Source organism: Winogradskyella haliclonae (genome assembly GCF_014635865.1).
In the GTDB taxonomy this organism is placed as follows: Bacteria; Bacteroidota; Bacteroidia; order Flavobacteriales; family Flavobacteriaceae; genus Winogradskyella; species Winogradskyella haliclonae.
Genome location: NZ_BMDQ01000001.1, coordinates 822988 through 842969, shown reverse-complemented (window position 1 = coordinate 842969; position 19982 = coordinate 822988). Strand labels below are relative to the sequence as shown.

The following is a 19982-nucleotide window of genomic DNA, read 5'->3' as shown; positions in this document are numbered from 1 at the left end:
ATTTGAGAAGAATGAGTGCGTTTTTTTAATTCTAATTTTTATAAGTAACTGAAGACTTTTCTTTTGTTACTTCTAACTCAATTGTTTTACCAAAAACCATAGCTCTATTGTCTTTTTCATGACCAGCTGGCATATTAAACGCAATCGGAAAATCATATTCCGCTAAAGCATCTAAAACCAATTGCTCAACAGAACTTCCCCAAAGTGTAGTGTTTTTTCGCATTTTGGACATATCGCCAACAACAAGACCTTTACAGTCTTTAAAATATCCTGCACGTTTTAAGCTTTGTAGCATACGGTCTATATGGTATTTATACTCACCTATTTCCTCAATAAACAAAATCTTACCAGAGGTATCAATACTAGTTTCAGAACCTAGCATGGTATGCAACATTGTTAAATTTCCACCAACTAATTGCCCAGATGTATTACCAACCTTATTGTACTTAGAACCTTCTAATGTGTAATCAACTGGGTTACCGAAAATTGTAGATTTAAAAGTATTTAATGTTTCTCGAATATCATCCAAATCCTTGGTTAAGCTTACGCACATCAATGCATGTATCGATTGAAATCCTTGATTATGAAATTGGTTATGCAATGCCGTGATATCCGAATAGCCAATCAGCCATTTTGGCTTTTTTTTAAATTTAGTAAAATCAAGTTTGTCTAAAATTCTTACAGTTCCGTAACCACCTCTCGCACACCAAATAGCACTTATTTTAGGGTCGTCTAATGCGTTTTGAAAATCCTCACATCTTTGCTCATCAGTTCCAGCAAAATGGTCAGCCTTACTAAACACATGTTTGCCTACTACAGCATGTAAACCCCATTTTTTTAATAATAAAACAGCTTGTTGTACTTCGCCTTCTCTGTTTTTTAATATTCCTGAAGGCGCTACTATAGCTACTGTATCACCTGCTTTTAAATATGGAGGTTGGATCATTTCAGAATTTTGTTTTGTTGAGTTTTGAGCATAATTAATCAGACCTGCAAAAAGTAAAAAAAGTAGAGGAATGTGTTTGCTTTTCAAAATCATAAAAAGTGCTTTGCGTAAATATATAAAGTATAATTAGTAAGACCTCTAAAAGTTAAATTTAATATTATTTTAACGAAAAACATCTAAAGCCCCTGCATAATACGTAGATAATCAATATATTATGTATCCCAAATTATTTCTTAATTAAAAAATCTACTTATGGCTGTTATTACTTCATGTATCACAAGTTCATTACAACCTTACGTTCCTTCCACTGAAAACCCTTGGAATAAAGAACGCGTAAGGCATGTATACAGACGCCTTGGCTATGACGCATCTAAATCAGATATAGACAACGGATTATTGATTTCTCCAAATGAATTAATAGATCAACTAGTTGATGAGTCTAAAGACGCGCCTGCATTACCAACACCGCCTTGGGCTGATTTTACATATTTTGATTATCAAAATATGGGGCTTGATTTTGATGATGAAACTCAAGCTAATCATCAAGAATTAAGAATAGTCTTAAAAAATTTGATGCTCTCCACAGGTTTAAAAGCTAGGATGATGATGTTTTGGAGTAACCATTTTGTAACTCGGCTAGAAGATTATTACACGAGTAACCATCTTTATGAGTATTATGCCACTTTAGAGCAACATGCTCTTGGGAATTTTAAAGATTTTACTAACGATGTGGGTTTAACAAGTGCAATGCTATTGTATTTAAATGGTTATCAAAACAGAAAAAACAACCCTAATGAAAATTATGCACGTGAGCTTTACGAATTATTTACCTTAGGTGCCGATAACGGTTATACACAAACAGATATTACCGAAACTGCAAAAGCATTAACAGGCTATAACGATAGAGAACATTGGACAGCTCCAATTACATTTAACCCTAATAAGTTTGACGATTCTGTTAAAACTATATTTACTCAAGAAGGAAATTGGGGTTATGATGATGTGATACGCATTCTATTTGAAGAAAAAAGTCCATTAATAGCAACGCACATATGCCGCAAGCTATATACTTATTTTGTCAGTCCAACACCTAATGAAGATATAATATCTGAAATGGCTAATATTTTTGAAATTGACTTTAATATTTCTAATGTTTTAAAATCTCTATTTAAGAGCGACCATTTTTTTGATTCAAAATCTATTGGAGTTCAGATTAAAAGTCCTTACGATATGTTTATGTCGTACTTAAATATCACAAGATTTAGTATTCAACCTGATTATTTTGAAGGTTTTCAATGGTTTACCTCAACACTAGGCCAAACCATGTTTGAGCCCATTGATGTTGCAGGATGGCAAGGCGACAAAGACTGGATTAACTCTAGTACATTAACTGGCCGTTGGCGAATTTTGGAATGGGTTGTATGGCATACTTGGGAAAACTATACTGAAGAGTTAAGAACATTTGCAAAAATAAGTTCCGATAACAGTAATGACCCATATATAATTGCAAAAAGTATTATTGACAGATTTATGCCTCTAAATCTTCATACTACTGAGGATTATCAGACTGCTACTGACATCTTTAAACATGACGTCCCAGAAAATTACTACGAAGATAGCATTTGGAACTTAGATTGGGACTCCGCTCCTTTTCAAGTTATTCTTTTGTTATTGCATCTTATAAAAATCCCAGAATTTCAACTTAAATAACCTACTGCCATGTGTAATCACGATTTAAATAAACATAAAATAAAAACCGCCAATGCTCATGATATGGAGCATAAAAAATGGAATAGACGCTCATTTTTACAAGCTTTAGGGCTTGCAGGCGCTGGAACCATGATGATTGGTGGCGCTCCTTTATCTGCATCTACAAATACAAAACTTGCAGCTGCTATTAGTGCATCTGAAACTGATAGAGTATTAATAATTATACGATTAAAAGGTGGTAATGACGGGCTTAACACTATAGTCCCTATTTATGACTATGACAACTATGCCATATCAAGACCTTCTATAAAACATAATTTAAATAATCTTATAAACTTAGGTTCTGATTTTGGTATGCCTAATTACATGGGAGATTTACAAAGTTTATGGGATAATGGAGGAATGAAGGTTATCCATGGTGTTGGTTACGAAAACCCTAACCAATCTCATTTCTCGAGTTCGGATATTTGGGCATCAACAGATGCAAATAACACCACGCAATCAGGATGGTTAGGACGCTATTTTGAAGAGCTTTACCCTGAATATATATTAAATCCCCCTGAAGTTCCTGCTGCCGTACAAATTGGTAGTATTGGAAACCTAATCTTTGAAGGCGATTCCAACAATTATGCTTTTTCAGTTGCAAATCCTAACCAGCTTGAAGCAATAGCTCAAAATGGCACAGTTCACGATATGAACAATTTACCTGATTGTATTTATGGTGAGCAATTAGAGTTCTTAAGAGGCACAACAAATACAACTTATAAATACGCCAATACAATTCATGAGGCTTTTGAAAATGGCGTAAATACATCAGAATACTTAGATGAGAAATTAGGCAAACAATTAGCTATAGTGGCAAGATTAATAAAAGGTAATTTAGGCACTAAAGTATATATGGTAACTCTTGGCGGTTTTGACACACATGCCAATCAAGCAGAAAAACATCAAGAGCTTTTAACAGATTTATCACATTCAATTAATAAATTTTATGAGGATTTAGCCTCTATTGGCATGGATGACAAGGTATTATCAATGACAATAAGTGAATTTGGTCGTCGTACTTACGAGAATGGCTCTAATGGTACAGATCATGGTACTGCAGCTCCATTAATGTTATTTGGACCAGCAATTCAAGGCAATGGTTTTATTGGCAATCACCCAAGTTTAACAGCACTTGTAAACGATAACTTAGATTATGAACAAGACTTTAGAGCCATTTACGCTTCGATAATGGAAAATTGGCTATGTGTTAATAGCGATTTAGTTAATGAAGCCCTACTAAATGTTAATTATGAGCGTGTTGATTTAGGGTTTAATTGCAGCGCCCTAGATGTTGATGATTTTAATAGAGATCGTTTTAAACATTTTGTTATTTATCCAGATAATGATACCATTATTAAATTTATAAACCCATTTACACAACATACAGTCGTTAAACTCTACGATATAATGGGAAGAGAGATAGCCACGCTTAAAAACGAAATGTTATTTGCGGGGGAGCACAGTATTAATGTAAAAAACACAATAAAAACTAAACTTAGCCTTGGACAATATATCTATAGAATATCTGTAGGCAATCAAAATTTTAGCAAGTCTTTAATTATAAGATAGTCCCGTAAAATTATCCCTCATGAAGCCTCTAGTGATTACTAGAGGCATTTCGTTTTATAACTACAAGTAAAATCGTAATTTTGCGCTTCAGTAAAAATTAGAAAATTTATGTCTAAGCGTTATACCATTACAGCAGCACTTCCATATACTAACGGACCAATACATATCGGTCATTTAGCTGGTGTTTATGTTCCTGCAGATATCTATTCAAGATATTTAAGACTAACAGGTAATGATGTTGCTTTTATTTGTGGTAGTGATGAGCATGGTGTTCCTATAACTATTAAGGCAAAAAAAGAAGGTGTTACACCTCAAGATATAGTAGATAAGTATCATGCAATTATTAAGACGTCTTTTGAAGATTTTGGTATTACATTTGACAACTATTCGCGTACTTCAGCAAAAGTTCATCATAATACGGCTTCAGAGTTTTTTAAAACTCTGTATGATAAAAATGAATTTGTTGAAGAAGTTTCAGAGCAATTGTATGATGCTGAGGCTAATCAGTTTTTAGCCGATCGTTTTGTTATTGGAACTTGCCCAAAATGTGGTAACGAGGAGAGTTATGGCGATCAGTGTGAAAATTGTGGCACTAGCCATAACGCAACTGATTTAATAAGTCCAAAATCAGTAATCACGGGCAATGTACCTACTCTAAAAGAAACAAAACATTGGTTTTTGCCTTTAAATAAACACGAGCAATTCTTAAAAGAATGGATTTTAGAGGGGCATAAAAAAGACTGGAAACCTAATGTTTATGGACAAGTAAAGTCATGGATTGATGATGGCTTGCGCCCTCGTGCTGTAACTCGAGATTTAGATTGGGGAATTCCTGTACCTATAGAAGGTGGCGAAGGTAAAGTGTTATATGTATGGTTTGATGCTCCTATAGGTTATATCTCTGCTACTAAAGAGTGGGCTGCACGAGAAGGTAAAAATTGGGAAGATTATTGGAAAAATGATGATACGACTTTAGTTCACTTTATTGGTAAGGACAATATTGTATTTCACTGCATTATTTTCCCGGCAATGCTTAAAGCAGAAGGCTCATATATTTTACCCGAAAATGTACCTGCAAACGAGTTTTTAAATCTTGAAGGCAGTAAACTATCTACTTCCAAAAATTGGGCGGTTTGGTTACCAGATTATCTTCAAGATTTTCCGAACCAACAAGATGTGTTGCGTTATGCCTTAACGGCAAATGCTCCAGAAACAAAAGATAACGATTTTACCTGGAAAGATTTTCAGGCAAGAAATAACAATGAGTTAGTTGCTATTTTTGGAAACTTCATTAACCGAGTTGTAGTACTTACAAATAAATATTATAACGGCATTATTCCTGAGCCTTCAGATTTATCTTCTATAGACCAAGAAACTCTAGCTGCTGTAAAAGCGTATCCATCTGTTATTTCAAGCTCTATCGAACGTTATCGTTTTAGAGAGGCTAGTCAAGAATTAATGAATTTAGCGCGTTTAGGGAATAAGTATCTTGCTGACGAAGAACCATGGAAGACAATAAAAACTGATGAAGAGCGAACAAAAACAGTGATGTTTGTAGCACTACAAATTGCGTCTGCTCTTTCTGTTTTATGTGAACCGTTTTTACCGTTTACATCTGCTAAGATGAAAAACATATTAAACTCTAGAGATAACTCTTGGAATAATATTTCAAGTAAAGAAATTTTATTACCTGCTGATCATCAAATTGGTAAAGCCGAATTATTATTCTCTAAAATTGAAGATGCTCAAATCCAAGTGCAACTCGACAAACTAGAAGCAAGCAAAAAAGCTAACGAGGCAGCAAATAAAGCCATAGAACCTCAAAAAAAGGAAATTACTTTTGATGATTTCACTAAACTAGACATTAGAGTTGGCACTATCTTAGAGGCTGAGAAAATGCCTAAAACCAAAAAACTTTTAGTACTTACAGTAGATACAGGTATCGATACTAGAACAATAGTTTCTGGAATTGCTGAAAGCTTTAAGCCTGAAGATGTGGTTGGTAAACGTGTTACAGTTTTAGTGAATTTAGCTCCAAGAAGACTAAGAGGTGTAGAAAGTCAAGGCATGATTTTAATGACAGAAAATGAATCAGGTGATTTAGTTTTTGTTAATCCAGATATTGCTGAAGTAGACAATGGATTAAAAATTAGTTAAAAGTCTAGCTTAAGGAATAGTTTTTAATGAGATTTATATAAAATCTTTTATTATGCTCAAGACTACTTTCTTTAATATTTCATTATTTTATTTTCTATTACCACCTTTAGTCAGTGTTAATCTTAATGCCCAATCTAAAGATATTATAGGTGCTTTTGAAAATTATACTAAAGCACCTCGAGAGCTCGCCTATATCCATCTTAATAAATCTACATACATAAAAGGAGAGATGATTGGTTTTGCTGCATATATTTTAGACAAGACTAATAAAACACCTTCTACCAATACTACAAATCTATACGTAACGATATTGAATAACAAAGATTCAATAATTAAAAAAAAACTATTAAGAGTAAATAATGGTTTCTCAAATAACGTCTTCGAAATTGATAGTGCATTTACATCTGGAATATACACTTTAAGAGCTTATACAAATTGGATGCGTAATTTTGATGAAGATAATTTTTTTGAGCAAAAAATTGAAATAATTGATCCTGATACTCAAACTCAAATCGAGACAAAAAAACAAAATAGCTTATACCAAATCCAAATACTCCCCGAAGGAGGTCATCTTCTTAAAAATGTACAAAACACTGTTGGAATTATTGTAAAAAACAAAAATGGCATTGGTTTAGCTAATGCTAAAGGTCACATTACTAATAACGCAGGGGAGATTCTGTCCGAATTTACACTAAACAATTTTGGAATAGCTAAAACTTTGTTTATCCCAAAAACTAATGAGCCGTACCAAATAGTAGTTTTTAATGATGATAATATTACCCATAGCATTGATAACATAAAAAATAGAGGAATCAATCTTTCATTAAACAAAGCTAAGAATGGAATCATTCTTACTTTTAGGACTAATGATAGCACAGTAAGCTCTATTAAGGCTAAAACATTCAAAATAATTATACATAACGGTTACGACTTTTATGATATCGATTTAAATTTCAATAAAGAAAAAGAAATCAGTAAGTTGATAAAGGAAGAATATTTATTCAAAGGGGTAAATATTATAACCGTTTTTGATAATGACAATACGCCTATTTTAGAGAGAATGTATTTTAATTTTAATGAGATTAAACCCTTAAAATCAAATATATCCTTTATAAAAAAGGACAGCGATTCCTTAAATATTAAATTTAGTATTCCGACAAATAATTATGAATCCAGCCTAAATAACGTAAGCGTCTCCGTTTTACCCAGAAAAACGAAATCATATAATTTCCATTCAAATATCCTCTCTAAAGTATATTTAGAGCCTTACGTTAGAGGATTTATTCAAAACAGTGGATACTATTTTGAAAACATATCTGATAAAACATTATATGATTTAGATAATCTACTATTAACGCAAGGATGGAGTAGCTATAACTGGGATAAGATTTTCAGTCATAAGCCCTTATATAAATATAATTTTGAAAATGGTATAAGTACAATTGTAAATATTAATGGGAAAGACAAATCGGGTAGTTACTTAACTTATCCTTTAAAAAACAATAGCTCACAAATATTTGTTATTGACGATAGCAGAAATAGCTTTAACCAAAATGGATTATTTCCCGAAGACATAGAGTATTATGGTATATCTAAATCTGATAAAAAAAGAAAAAAAAATAAGCCAAAAATATATGTTAATTTTTCTCCATCAAAAATACCTGTATTTAATATTAAACGTAATTTCTCTAAAAAATCACCTGCTAATTATAAGAAAACCAAACAATTAATTTCTAAAATCGAACCTGCATGGAATAATACAGATACTGAGCAACTAGATGAAGTTGTGATTACTGCTAAAGATAAAGAAGCAACTAGAATAGAAAAAATAAAAAATAGCTCTTGGGGAAAAGTTAAATTTTTGGACGATAAAATAAGAAGAGGTGGAATGACACTAGCCATATATCTTAATTCTTACACACCTTATAATGCAAGCGACTGGGATGGTATATTGCGAATAGTAGACCCTAGTCCTCGATTTTTTAATAATCCTATTCCTTACATTATTTTAGATGGTGTTATTATAAATGATTTTGGTTTTTTGGGTAGGTTTAGCCTTGCCAATGTAGATTACATAGAAGTAAATAGAAGTGGACTTGGTTCAGGGCTTAGTGGCGGTGGCGGAGGTTATATCAAGATTGTGACTAACCCATTAAAAGTTCAAAAAAACAATCAATCTACAGCAACCAACACTGTACGATATCCTTTTCCATTAACATTTAGTAGTTCAAAAAAATTCTATACTCCTGTTTACAAAAATTATAATTCTTCATTTTTTAATGAATATGGCACTATAGCTTGGTTTCCTAATTTACAAATTGATGAAAATGGATTGGTGAAATTTAATTTTCACAATCCTGATATGGTTCCAATAACACTATATATTGAAGGAACTTTAGGTAATGGTAAATTCATTTCAGAAAGTAAAACTATACAACTAAATAATTAATTTGCTTAAAATAGCATATCATCCTATTTACAGACATCAACTTCCTTTGGGACACCGATTTCCTATGGAAAAATACGAATTGTTACCCCAACAATTACTTTATGAAGGCACCTGTACAAATCATAATTTTTTTGAACCTACTCGGCCTAATGACAAGTATATTTTGGCGGTACATGAACCGGACTATTTTTATGATTTACTAAACATTACACTCAATCAAAGAGCTGCTAGAAAAATTGGATTCCCGCTCAGTGAAATCTTAGTAGAACGAGAACGTTTTATAACAGATGGCACAATTAAAGCAAGTGAGTTTGCATTAAAAAACGGTATTGCTATGAATATTGCTGGTGGTACACACCATGCTTATACCAATCGTGGAGAAGCTTTTTGCATGATTAATGACCAAGCTGTTGGTGCAAGATATCTTCAAAGTAAAGGCTTAGCAAATAAAATTCTTATTGTAGATTTAGATGTACATCAAGGCAATGGCACTGCAGAAATTTTTAGAGATGATGCTTCTGTTTTTACATTTTCAATGCATGGTGCTAGTAATTATCCTTTTAAAAAAGAGCAAAGTGATCTTGATATCCCTCTTGAAAATAATACTGATGATAACTTATATCTCAAAATTTTAAAAGACACTTTACCTCGGCTTATAGATGCGCAACAACCAGATTTTATTTACTACTTATCTGGTGTCGACGTTATAGCTAGTGACAAATTAGGCAAATTAGCGATGACTATTAATGGTTGTAAAGCTAGAGATCAATTTGTATTAGAACAATGTAAAGCCAATAATATTCCTGTTATGTGTAGTATGGGCGGAGGCTATTCTCCAGATGTTAAAACTATAGTAGATGCACATGCAAATACATTTAGATTAGCGCAGGAACTATTTTTCTAAGCAGAATTCCGACTTGCGTTAATATTGCCAAACATAGCACGCGTAACAATTTTTTCAAAAATGGCTATTTGAGCTTCGTCTCTAACAGCACTATTTTCAAGGTCTTTGATTTTTTTTAATGCATATTGTTGTATCGTAAGTAAGGGCAACACTATAGACTCTCTAACCTCTATAGATGATTTACCTACTGGCTCATTTTCCATTAACGTATTGTATCCCGAGAGCTTTAAAATTAGGCGCTTTGATGTTTTGTATTCTTCGTGTATCAAGGTCCAAAACTCACCAAACTCCTTATTTTCTTGCATATATTTTGTCAAATCAAAAAAGGACTTGGTTAAAGACATCATACTATTTTCTATTAATGTTTTAAAGAACTTAGATTCATTGTAAAGTTGTTTCACTTTATCAAATTCATTATTATCTTCATAGACCTTGAGTGCTGTACCGACACCAAAAAAACCTGGTACATTCTGTTTTAACTGGCTCCAACTTCCTACAAATGGGATTGCTCTTAAATCTGAAAAGACAAGTTCATTGGATTTGCCGCGTTTAGATGGCCGGCTACCTATATTGGTTTTTGCATAATATTTTAGCGTACTCATATGCTGTAAATACGATAAGAATTTTGGATGACTCTTAAAATCTACATATGCCTGATAACTTATTTCTGCTAGTCGGTCCATTAAGACTTTATGCGCTTTAGACATCTCAAGATTTTTATCATTAAGGCTATTAGAAATTCCCGAACTTATCAATTGTTCCATATTGTATTGAGAAGATGCTAATGTTCCAAAATTAGAACTAATCGTTTGCCCTTGAATCGTTAATTGTATTTCTTTATCTTCAATCGTTGGCCCAAGTGAAGCATAAAATTGATGTGTTTTTCCACCACCTCGCGCTGGAGGCCCTCCACGTCCGTCAAAGAAAATAACATCTATATTGTATTTACGAGACATCTCTGTCATAGCTTCTTTAGCTTTAAAAATAGCCCAATTTGCCATTAAATAACCACCATCTTTAGTTCCATCACTAAAACCTAACATAATAGTTTGTTTGTTCCCTCGATGCTCTAAATGTTTTCGATAGCTAGGGTTTGTATATAACTCTTCCATAACCTTTGGAGCTGCAATTAAATCCGGAACAGTCTCAAAAAGGGGAACAACATCTGCTGTAAGCTCATCGTTAAAAGCTATTATTTTTAGCATTGCAAACAATTGCAGTACATTTAAGGTCGTTTGATTATTACTAATAATATATCGGTTACAAGCGACTTCTCCATTTTTATCTTGAATGGTTTTCATTGCTCTAATGGTCTCTACAATGTTTATAGCCAACTCATCTTTAAATTTAATATGACCTATTGACCCTTTTACCTCGGAAAGATGTTTTAATTGCTTTGATATTTCAAAATCGAAAAAATCCTCAGGAAACAACTCGCTTTTATTCTCAATAAGCTCTGCAACTAAATTTCTAAACATGGCATCGTGCACACGACTGTCTTGACGAATATCTAAGCTCGCAAAGTGATACCCAAATAATGTTGTTTTATTTATAAGAGACGTAACTTTATTTACATAAAGTGATTGATGTTCTGTTATTAATAGCGTTCTTATTTTTTTTAGTTCAGTAACAAAGGCATCATAAGAAATCTGGTCTTCTTTGTCTAATAATGTATTATGAAGCTGATGATTAAGCGCTATAATTTGCTCCCTAACACCTTTAAAAGTAAGGCGTCGTCTTAAATACTTAACATCCTTTATGTATTTTTTAATAATAGATTCTTTAAGTTTTTTGGCAACATTAAGTGTTATTTGAGGTGTTACAAATGGGTTTCCATCTCTATCTCCTCCTGGCCAAAAGCCAATATTTAAAATTGAATTGTCGATTTCTTCTTCATCAAAAATATTTTGTTGTGCATAATCATAAATACTTCCAAATGAATGATAAAATACATTCTTTAAATACCAAATGAGGTTTACCGCCTCATCGTATGGCGTCGGTTTTTTTTCTTTAAAAAAAGGGGTTTTACCCAGTTGTCCTAATAGACTATTAATTTCCTGAAGATTATCTTCTTTGACAGCTTTCGATAAATCTGTAATTATACCAAGTACTGTTCCTGGATAAAACTGAGTCGGATGGGCTGTAAGTACAATCCTTACCTTAAACGTTTTAAGATACTCCTGTAAGAGTTGTTTTTTGTTTTCAGCTTCAGCAGTTTCCTTTAAATTCCTGAGTGTTCCTATCCCTTCCATATTATTTACTACAGGGAAAGCCGCATCCTCCACTGCATCAAACAAAACAACTTGCCGTTCTATATATTGAATAAACCTAAATAATAAATTTATTTGACTCTTTGCACTGCGTCTAGCTTGATATTTTTTAAAAAAAGTATCTACTATTGTAGTTGGATTTTCACCAGCATCAAAGCCTTTCTTGCAAGTCTCATAAAACAATGGTAACAGGGCAACTGTTTTAGAAAGTGTGTCAAAAGGCAAGTTCATAAAAATGCCATTATATATCTGGTACTTTTGTAACACTTGAGTATTAAATCTAGATAACTTAGGCTTTATAAACATTTTGTATATATTTTCTCATTAAAAATACTAAAGAGAAATTAGACTAATTATGAATTAGCTGAAAAAAAGCTTAAGTCACTTTACTATTATTTTATTTGTCTTTTTTACTATGTATCTTTGATAAAAACATAAATTATGCTATCAAAAACTATAGAAACTGCATTAAACAAACAAATAAAAATAGAGGCAGAATCCTCTCAAGTCTATCTAGCCATGGCTGTATGGGCAGAAGTGAAAGGCTTAGAAGGGATTTCTAATTTTATGTATGATCAATCTGATGAAGAACGTGAGCACATGCTTAAATTGGTAAAGTTTGTTAATGAACGTGGTGGTCATGCACATATTAGTGAACTTAATGCGCCAAATGTATCGTTCGATTCTTTTCAAAAGATGTTTGAAAAACTTTTAGAACATGAAATTTTTGTGTCTGAGAGTATTAATGAATTGGTACACATTTCTCTTCAAGAAAAGGACTATGCGACACATAACTTTTTACAATGGTATGTTGCTGAGCAAATTGAAGAAGAAGCTACCGCAAGAACCATCCTAGATAAGATAAATATGATTGGTGACGATAAAGGTGGACTTTATTTATTTGACAGAGACATACAGCAGTTGACCGTTGTTAGTTCTGCTGCTCCAGACCCAGGCGTTTAAATGTTAAAATTTATTTAGATTAAATATAAATAATTACATTTGCACAGTTATTTAATTAAATAATTGTGGGCAAAAAGAAAGATAAAAAGCTTAAAAGTGAACGAATCAAAGTCCTTGAGACTTCTGGTTTAGATGCTTTAGGTAAAATCAAGTCTAAATGTTGCAAAAAATATAAAAAGGCAGAACACAAACGCTGCAAAAAGTGTCCTTGCTTTGATTTACTTAAAAAAGTAGCTTAATTAAGCTACTTTTTTATTTTCTATATAAAATTATAATTATTCGTAATTTTTGGCAAAGCTTTTAGACTAAGCAACAATGCAATATCAATTTAAAGAGTTTTCTACTGAAGCTATCTTTTATCTTAATGACCAAAAGGCTCTAGAATCATTTAAAACTCCTAAACAAACAGAACTTTATACTTTTATATGGGCAAAATCTGAGCCTATTGAATTAATTATAGATAGTGTTCCTTTTACTTTAAACCCTCAAAGCATTTTAGCATTAACACCTATTCAATATCTTCAGGTTAATGATAATTCCGAAGCGATTATCTATCAATTCAATCGTGAGTTTTATTGCATTAAAGATCATGATCAAGAAGTAAGTTGTGTTGGTATTTTATTTTTTGGTAATACTAATATTCCTGTTATTACACTTAATAAAAAGGAACAGCGCAAATTTGAAATACTTCATGAAGTATTTATTGACGAACTAGAAACTAAAGATAATATACAAGCCGAAATGCTGCGTATGCTCATGGCGCGATTTATTATAAAAAGCACACGTTTATTAAAAGCAAAAAGTGGCATTGTAGAAACGCCTAAGAGCTCTAAAGTAGATTTACTTCGATCATTCAATTTTTTGGTTGAGCAACATTTTAGAAAAGAACATAGTGTTGGTTTTTATGCCGATATGCTTTTTAAGTCTCCAAAAACTTTGTCCAATAACTTTGCAAAACTAAATCAAAGTCCTCTTCAAATTATACATGAACGGATTGTTTTAGAAACAAAACGGCTCCTTATTTATACAGATAAAACTGCCAAAGAGATTGCCTACGAAGTTGGTTTTGATGACGCTTCACATTTAAGTAGGTTATTTAAAAAGCATACTGCTCAATCACCTTCCGACTTTAAAAAAAAGCTAAAAACATCTCCTTAGGAAAAATTGACAATTATTAGGGCAAATTCTTCATTTTTCAGATAGGTTTACTGTCTCATCTTTGCATTGTAATTATAAAACAATAATACGATGAAAGAGACACACAAATCCATATTTAATTTAATAGAAATATTTAGAAGTACTCCTAAAAAAATTCTTAACACAATAAGTGCCGCAACATATTGTGAGCACAAATCCATACATGACTACTATTGTGATTCTGAAAAACCTTATATAAGTAGCAAAGATTCATAAAGGGAAATATTGACAAATCAAAAGGAAAAACAAACATTCCTTAACCCTTAAAACGGTAGCAACTTTGTACCAACAAAAAAACACTGAAATAGTTTCAGTTTATCAAACAAATAATAACAATTAAAAAAATAAAATTATGAGCACATTTAATGTTCCAACAAGAGAAGACGTAAGCACAAATAACCAAGCAATTTTTGACAACCTCAATAAAGGACTTGGTTTTGTACCAAACTTATATGCAACTTACGCATATAGCGATACAGCATTAGAGAACTATTTAAACTTTGCTAATGCTAAAACATCTCTTTCTGCAAAAGAAAAAGAAGTAGTAAACTTAGCTGTTAGCCAGGTAAACGATTGCATTTATTGTTTATCAGCACATACTGCAATTGGTAAAATGAATGGTTTTACTGACGAACAAATATTAGAATTAAGAGCAGGTTATTCTTCTGTTAATAACAAATTGGATGCTTTAGCTAAGCTTGCAAAGAACATTACAGAGCTTAGAGGAAAGACTGACGAAACAGTTTTAGAAAACTTTTTTAACGCAGGATATACAAAAGCAAACTTAATAGATACAATTTCATTAGTTGGAGATAAAACCATATCAAACTATATACATAGCACAACTAAAGTCCCTGTAGACTTCCCTGTAGTAGCTCAACCATTAGAATTAGAAACTATATAAAAATTATAATTAACCAAGCGCACTAAAGCGCAAAAACACAAACAATAAAATATCATGAAAAAAGTAATTTCAATTTTAGTAATCGCATTAACTTTCACAGTAATAGGTAATGCTCAAGAAACAATGAAAAAAGATACAATGATGAAAGATGACAAAATCAAAGTTGTTTCTTTAGAACAAACAAAAGGAGCTTTTACACAAGAGTCTATTACATTAGCTGAAGGCTCTTATGTTTTTGAAATCTCAAATAATAATGTAGGTCATAAAGTAGGTTTTGTTTTAGTACCAAAAGGGAAAGACGCAAGCAAGCCAGAAAACCATATTAAAACGGCTTATGTAACTAAAGCTGTAGAAAATAACACAAAGGGCACGTCAAAAACTACAAACTTAGCTAAAGGAGAGTATGTATATTTTTGCCCTCTAAACCCGACACCACAATACACATTGATTGTAAAATAATATTGATATAAAATTAAAAAAAGGAGGGTTTTTCTATAAAAAGCCTCCTTTTTTTGTTAAATGAAAAGAAAAAATGTTAGTGTTTCGTTATTTTTGCGTCTCAAAAAAGGAAAGTTTATAGTTATGAAAAGAAATTACATAAAAACAATATCGTTATCATTAATGTTTTTTATGACATTTTTGTCATCAAATGCGCAAAATACTACAGAAAACATTCTCACAGTTTGTACAATGCCTACAACTGATGAAGTTAATCGGACTTATACACCTACTTCAGAATCAATATTAAGTAGATCCACACCCTGCTCTGATTTTCAAGTTACATACATAGGTTTTGCTGGTTTTCCTGAAGCCCAAGCTGCCTTTGAACGAGCTGTAGCTATTTGGGAGAACGTATTAGACTCTCCTGTTACCATTAGAGTAAGAGCTGAATTTGAAACTTTGGGCGCTGGTGTTTTGGGTAGTGCTAGACCATTTACATATCTCGAAGTACCTGGCAAAGAACCAGGCGTATTATATGCTGCTGCTTTAGCTGAGCAGTTAATAGGTGAAGATAGAGATGGTCCTGGTGGGATTTCATTTGATATAACCTGTAACTTTAGCAATACAACCAATTGGTATTTTGGAACTGACCCTAACTCAATTGGAAATAATCAATTTGATTTTACTACAGTTGTCTTACACGAGCTTGGACATGGCCTTGGATTTGCAGGATTTGGTGGACGATCTAATAATTTAGGAGCTCTGCGAAGAAGTTCTAATGGTGCCTTTTTTAATAATACTGCTAGTGGAGGATTTATAAGTATTTGGGACACATTCATAGAAGGCCCAAATATAATCTTACAAAAGTTTCCTATAACTGATGAAAACACTTTCCCTGACCCCTCAAATCAAATGTTAGGTGCTTTTAGAAGTGATGAGTTAACTTGTACTAGCCCTATAGCAATTGCCCAAAATGGTGGAGATGAACCAAAAACTTATGCTCCTTCAACTTTTAATCAAGGTTCAACATATAGTCATTGGGATGAATCTACTTTTAATTCTACCCCAGACGCCTTAATGACTCCTCAGGTTGCTAGGGAAGAAATTAATTTAAACATCGGTAATGTAACTCAAGGTTTTATGGAAGATATGGGATGGTCATTATGCCAAGGCTCTTTGAGTACAAATAATTTTGCTTTAGAGAATGTAAAAATAAGTCCAAATCCTTTTACGCAATCTATTACTATAGAATTACCTTCTCAGATTACAAATCAAGAATTTAATGTGTCTATAGTAGATATTAATGGACGTATTGTTTCGAATTCTGAAGCTAATAATACAAATGGTCAAATCACAATCTCTAACTTAGATAATCTTAAAAACACACTTTACTTTTTAACTATAGAAAGTAAAACATCAGACCTAAGTATTACGAAAAAGATTATTAAGCAATAATTTCTTTAACAAATTATATGAAAAAGGGAAGCATAAATGCTTCCCTTTTTCTTTTTCAGTTGTTATAGAGTTTTCTATTTCCCTAACATTAATAGTTCATTACAAACAACTTCTGTAGTATATCTTTTTATACCATCTTTATCTTCCCAAGAACGTGTGGTTAGTTTACCTTCTATAGCAACCTCTTTTCCTTTACCAACATACTTCTCTACAATTTGCGCTGTTTTCCCCCAGGCCACAATATTATGCCATTGCGTATCGGTTACTTTTTCGCCTTGATTGTTCTTATAACTTTCATTTGTAGCGATTGAAAATTTTGCCAGTGTTTTTCCTGATTCAAGATTAATAATTTCTGGGTCATTCCCTAAGTTACCAATCAACTGTACTTTGTTTCTTAATGTGTTCATGTTTTCTAAAATTTTAATGTTAAACAGTTAATACTATCGAGTTTAGGTACTGAAGCTATTCCAGTAGTATTTCGACAGTACAAATATTAGTAGGTAACCTAATTAAAGTCGGTAGTTACGTATTTAAATTCGTTTGTAAATATTTGTAGTCGTTTGTAAATGGATAATTTGTATATTGTAATAGTTTAATATCCCTTAAAAATTAGATGTTATCAGTAGAAAACCTATTTATATAGAAACACCAAGACTTATACTTAGGGAATTTAGAAGAGAAGATATTAACTCACTTTTTGAACTAGATTCTAATCCAATTGTGCATAAATATTTGGGAAATAAACCAGTAAAAGATATAAGTGAGTCAGGGGAATATATTGAAGAATGCTTACAAAAATACATCAGTCACGGCATATGTCGGTTAGCTGTTATTGAAAAGCAAAGTAACGCTTTTATTGGATGGTCTGGTTTGCGATTTATTGATGATTATACTTTTAATAACAAATCAAATTTCTATGATGTTGGCTATAGATTCATCCCTAAATATTGGGGCAAAGGCTACGCTACAGAAGCAGGAAAAGCATCCGTAGACTTTGGATTTGATATTTTAAATCTTAAAACGATTTATGGCATTACAGAATTAGGCAATATAGCATCGCATAAAGCTTTATTAAAAATAGGTCTGAATTATATCGAAGACTTTAACTATAAAAATGAAGAAGTTTTAAGATGGTATAGCATTAAAAACCCAAGATTATGAATAAAACATGTCCAGAATGTGGAGACAAAATAATTGGCAGAGTAGATAAAAAATTCTGTAGCGATGGTTGTAGAAATGCTCATAACAATCGTATAAATAAAGATTCTAAAAACTTAATTAGAAACACTAATAATAGATTACGAAAAAATTACAGAATACTTGAAGATTTAAATCCTGATAAAAAAACAAAAACCTCAAGAGCAAAACTTATAGAAAAAGGATTTGATTTTAATTATTTTACAAGCATATATACTACTAAAGCTGGAAAGATATATTACTTTGTTTACAACCAAGGTTATCTCCCTTTAGATGGCGATTATTATGCCCTAGTAAAACGTGATGACTAACCTTTAGTACTACTATTCCAGTTTTCGGATTTAAGTTGCAGTGCCGCTTTAAGGATGTCTTTTTGACTAATCTGCCCTACTAGCTTACCATTTTCTACTATAGGAAAACGACGTCTCTTAGAATTAAGAAACTTATTTGCAGCATCAAAAATATCCATGTTTCCATCAATGGTTTCAACATTTTTAATCATGCGGTTTTCAACCATATCTTCTTCTAATGGCATATTGTAATAGCGACTTTCACTTAATTGTTTTAAGCAATCACCTTCAGATATTATGCCTACTAATTCGTTTTTTTCATTGACTACAGGTCCTCCAGAAATTTTGTTTTTAATTATAGCCTCGACTACAGAATGTACTTTTTGATTAGGGCTAAAAGTTATTAAGTTTGTGGTCATATAATCTTTAACCTTAAGTGCTTTTTGAGGCATACTCGCTTGTTGCTTACGTGCTCCTTGAAAACTTTTAATACCCATAACCTATGTTTTTAAGAGTGAATATTAAAGTTACTTAAAATTAAGGAGTTAAGCAAAAAAATGATATTGCAAGCTTATATTTGCAATTCAAATAATACAATGAGTATAGGCAAAAAAAATAATACAATAAGTATCATTGGCTGTGGTTGGTTAGGCCTACCATTAGCAAAAAAACTCATAGAAAATGGATTTGATATTAAAGGCTCTACTACATCAGAAAACAAGCTCAAAGAGCTTGATAAACTTGGCATTACATCTTTTTTAATTCGTCTTAATGAAACTAAAATAGAAGGAGATATTTTCGAATTTCTAAATAACTCTGAGACCTTAATTATAAATATTCCTCCGGGTTTAAGAAGAAACCCAAACAAGAATCATGTTTTAGAAATAAAGCAACTTGTTAAATTCATTGAGAAAAGCAGTATTAAAAATGTACTCTATATAAGCTCTACTTCAGTTTATAATAATGATTCTAAATTCCCGATAATTACAGAAAAAACGAAACCTAATGCAATATCAAATTCAGGAAAACAACTTATTGAAATAGAAAATATACTTAAAAATAATTCAGTTTTTAATACAACGATTTTAAGATTTGCAGGCCTTTTTGACCAAGATAGGCATCCAGGGAAAATACTTTCAGGAAGAAAACATATTTTAAATCCCGAAGCACCCGTTAATCTTATTCATAAAAACGATTGTATTTCTATTATTGCTCAATTAATTGAAAAAGACTTTTGGAACGAAGAGTTTAATGCCTGCTACCCTAATCACCCTACCAAAGAGCAATACTATAAACAGTATTGCCAAGCACATAACTTAGAGCTTCCTAAATACAATAGAGAAAAAGTTTCTACAGGAAAAAAAATAGATGCCTCAAAGTTGGCACAACTCTTGAAATATGATTACAAAACTGGCCTCTAGGAAATTAATAACTTTTTAAGACCTATTCGTATTAATTTTCATAGATTTGGCGCATTAAATTTTA

The 19982-nt window shown here is 32.0% G+C and carries 18 protein-coding genes; 14 read left to right on the top strand and 4 right to left on the bottom strand.

Going from position 1 to position 19982, the window contains the following annotated elements:
• Window positions 1-31: 31 nt before the first annotated feature.
• On the bottom strand, window positions 32-1039 hold the full coding sequence (locus IEV10_RS03815; protein WP_188373364.1) for a S66 peptidase family protein: 1008 nt from the start codon (window positions 1037-1039) through the stop codon (window positions 32-34).
• A gap of 159 nt (window positions 1040-1198) precedes the next feature.
• Here IEV10_RS03815 and IEV10_RS03810 point away from each other — a divergent pair, with 159 nt between their 5' ends.
• The 5 genes from IEV10_RS03810 to IEV10_RS03790 all read left to right on the top strand — a co-directional run bounded on the left by IEV10_RS03810 (window position 1199) and on the right by IEV10_RS03790 (window position 9780).
• On the top strand, window positions 1199-2656 hold the full coding sequence (locus IEV10_RS03810) for a DUF1800 domain-containing protein (protein ID WP_229719581.1): 1458 nt from the start codon (window positions 1199-1201) through the stop codon (window positions 2654-2656).
• A 9-nt stretch (window positions 2657-2665) separates the two neighbouring features.
• Window positions 2666-4270, top strand: coding sequence for a DUF1501 domain-containing protein (locus IEV10_RS03805; protein WP_188373363.1), 1605 nt, complete (start codon window positions 2666-2668; stop codon window positions 4268-4270).
• A 108-nt stretch (window positions 4271-4378) separates the two neighbouring features.
• Window positions 4379-6427: a methionine--tRNA ligase gene (gene metG / locus IEV10_RS03800; protein WP_188373362.1), complete on the top strand. Its 2049-nt coding sequence runs from the start codon at window positions 4379-4381 to the stop codon at window positions 6425-6427.
• Window positions 6428-6479: 52 nt separating this feature from the next.
• Entirely contained in the window at window positions 6480-8876 is a 2397-nt protein-coding gene (locus IEV10_RS03795; protein ID WP_188373361.1) for a hypothetical protein, read from the top strand.
• 1 nt (window position 8877) lies between these two features.
• A complete protein-coding gene (locus tag IEV10_RS03790; RefSeq protein WP_188373360.1) occupies window positions 8878-9780 on the top strand; it encodes a histone deacetylase family protein in 903 nt (300 codons plus the stop codon).
• Here IEV10_RS03790 and IEV10_RS03785 read toward each other — a convergent pair.
• Window positions 9777-12356: a phosphoenolpyruvate carboxylase gene (locus IEV10_RS03785; RefSeq protein WP_188373359.1), complete on the bottom strand. Its 2580-nt coding sequence runs from the start codon at window positions 12354-12356 to the stop codon at window positions 9777-9779. The two genes, IEV10_RS03790 and IEV10_RS03785, sit on opposite strands and share 4 nt — an antisense overlap.
• A gap of 135 nt (window positions 12357-12491) precedes the next feature.
• Between IEV10_RS03785 and IEV10_RS03780 the strand changes: the two genes are divergently transcribed.
• The 6 genes from IEV10_RS03780 to IEV10_RS03755 all read left to right on the top strand — a co-directional run bounded on the left by IEV10_RS03780 (window position 12492) and on the right by IEV10_RS03755 (window position 17010).
• Complete coding sequence (locus IEV10_RS03780) at window positions 12492-13013, top strand: ferritin (protein WP_188373358.1); 522 nt, start codon at window positions 12492-12494, stop codon at window positions 13011-13013.
• Window positions 13014-13078: 65 nt separating this feature from the next.
• Window positions 13079-13252 (top strand): hypothetical protein, encoded by a 174-nt coding sequence (locus tag IEV10_RS03775; RefSeq protein ID WP_188373357.1) that lies wholly within the window; start codon window positions 13079-13081, stop codon window positions 13250-13252.
• Between the two features lie 76 nt (window positions 13253-13328).
• Entirely contained in the window at window positions 13329-14171 is an 843-nt protein-coding gene (locus IEV10_RS03770) for a helix-turn-helix domain-containing protein (RefSeq protein ID WP_188373356.1), read from the top strand.
• Between the two features lie 391 nt (window positions 14172-14562).
• Window positions 14563-15114, top strand: a complete 552-nt coding sequence (locus IEV10_RS03765) for a carboxymuconolactone decarboxylase family protein (RefSeq protein WP_188373355.1) — start codon at window positions 14563-14565, stop codon at window positions 15112-15114.
• 54 nt (window positions 15115-15168) lie between these two features.
• Window positions 15169-15573, top strand: a complete 405-nt coding sequence (locus IEV10_RS03760) for a hypothetical protein (RefSeq protein ID WP_188373354.1) — start codon at window positions 15169-15171, stop codon at window positions 15571-15573.
• Window positions 15574-15696: 123 nt separating this feature from the next.
• Window positions 15697-17010: a T9SS type A sorting domain-containing protein gene (locus IEV10_RS03755; protein WP_188373353.1), complete on the top strand. Its 1314-nt coding sequence runs from the start codon at window positions 15697-15699 to the stop codon at window positions 17008-17010.
• Between the two features lie 74 nt (window positions 17011-17084).
• On the opposite strand, the gene IEV10_RS03750 is transcribed toward IEV10_RS03755, so the two are convergent.
• Entirely contained in the window at window positions 17085-17417 is a 333-nt protein-coding gene (locus IEV10_RS03750) for a single-stranded DNA-binding protein (RefSeq protein ID WP_188373352.1), read from the bottom strand.
• Between the two features lie 211 nt (window positions 17418-17628).
• On the opposite strand from IEV10_RS03750, the gene IEV10_RS03745 reads away from it, so the two are divergent.
• Both IEV10_RS03745 and IEV10_RS03740 read left to right on the top strand, forming a co-directional pair.
• Window positions 17629-18171 (top strand): GNAT family N-acetyltransferase, encoded by a 543-nt coding sequence (locus IEV10_RS03745; RefSeq protein WP_188374183.1) that lies wholly within the window; start codon window positions 17629-17631, stop codon window positions 18169-18171.
• Window positions 18168-18518, top strand: a complete 351-nt coding sequence (locus tag IEV10_RS03740) for a DNA gyrase inhibitor YacG (protein ID WP_188373351.1) — start codon at window positions 18168-18170, stop codon at window positions 18516-18518. Before IEV10_RS03745 ends, IEV10_RS03740 begins: the two co-directional genes overlap by 4 nt.
• Here the strand turns inward: IEV10_RS03740 and IEV10_RS03735 are convergent.
• Window positions 18515-18994, bottom strand: a complete 480-nt coding sequence (locus IEV10_RS03735) for a CBS domain-containing protein (protein WP_188373350.1) — start codon at window positions 18992-18994, stop codon at window positions 18515-18517. The two genes, IEV10_RS03740 and IEV10_RS03735, sit on opposite strands and share 4 nt — an antisense overlap.
• Window positions 18995-19093: 99 nt before the next feature.
• Here IEV10_RS03735 and IEV10_RS03730 point away from each other — a divergent pair, with 99 nt between their 5' ends.
• A complete protein-coding gene (locus tag IEV10_RS03730; RefSeq protein ID WP_188373349.1) occupies window positions 19094-19918 on the top strand; it encodes an NAD(P)H-binding protein in 825 nt (274 codons plus the stop codon).
• The last annotated feature ends 64 nt before the right edge of the window (window positions 19919-19982 follow it).

Coding starts and splice junctions, on each gene's coding strand:
- IEV10_RS03735 (WP_188373350.1), bottom strand. CDS start 18,994: ATGGGTATTAAAAGTTTTCAAGGAGCACGTAAGCAACAAGCGAGTATG.
- IEV10_RS03780 (WP_188373358.1), top strand. CDS start 12,492: ATGCTATCAAAAACTATAGAAACTGCATTAAACAAACAAATAAAAATA.
- IEV10_RS03770 (WP_188373356.1), top strand. CDS start 13,329: ATGCAATATCAATTTAAAGAGTTTTCTACTGAAGCTATCTTTTATCTT.
- IEV10_RS03795 (WP_188373361.1), top strand. CDS start 6,480: ATGCTCAAGACTACTTTCTTTAATATTTCATTATTTTATTTTCTATTA.
- IEV10_RS03810 (WP_229719581.1), top strand. CDS start 1,199: ATGGCTGTTATTACTTCATGTATCACAAGTTCATTACAACCTTACGTT.
- IEV10_RS03765 (WP_188373355.1), top strand. CDS start 14,563: ATGAGCACATTTAATGTTCCAACAAGAGAAGACGTAAGCACAAATAAC.
- IEV10_RS03730 (WP_188373349.1), top strand. CDS start 19,094: ATGAGTATAGGCAAAAAAAATAATACAATAAGTATCATTGGCTGTGGT.
- IEV10_RS03785 (WP_188373359.1), bottom strand. CDS start 12,356: ATGTTTATAAAGCCTAAGTTATCTAGATTTAATACTCAAGTGTTACAA.
- IEV10_RS03755 (WP_188373353.1), top strand. CDS start 15,697: ATGAAAAGAAATTACATAAAAACAATATCGTTATCATTAATGTTTTTT.
- IEV10_RS03805 (WP_188373363.1), top strand. CDS start 2,666: ATGTGTAATCACGATTTAAATAAACATAAAATAAAAACCGCCAATGCT.
- IEV10_RS03740 (WP_188373351.1), top strand. CDS start 18,168: ATGAATAAAACATGTCCAGAATGTGGAGACAAAATAATTGGCAGAGTA.
- metG (WP_188373362.1), top strand. CDS start 4,379: ATGTCTAAGCGTTATACCATTACAGCAGCACTTCCATATACTAACGGA.
- IEV10_RS03750 (WP_188373352.1), bottom strand. CDS start 17,417: ATGAACACATTAAGAAACAAAGTACAGTTGATTGGTAACTTAGGGAAT.
- IEV10_RS03760 (WP_188373354.1), top strand. CDS start 15,169: ATGAAAAAAGTAATTTCAATTTTAGTAATCGCATTAACTTTCACAGTA.
- IEV10_RS03815 (WP_188373364.1), bottom strand. CDS start 1,039: ATGATTTTGAAAAGCAAACACATTCCTCTACTTTTTTTACTTTTTGCA.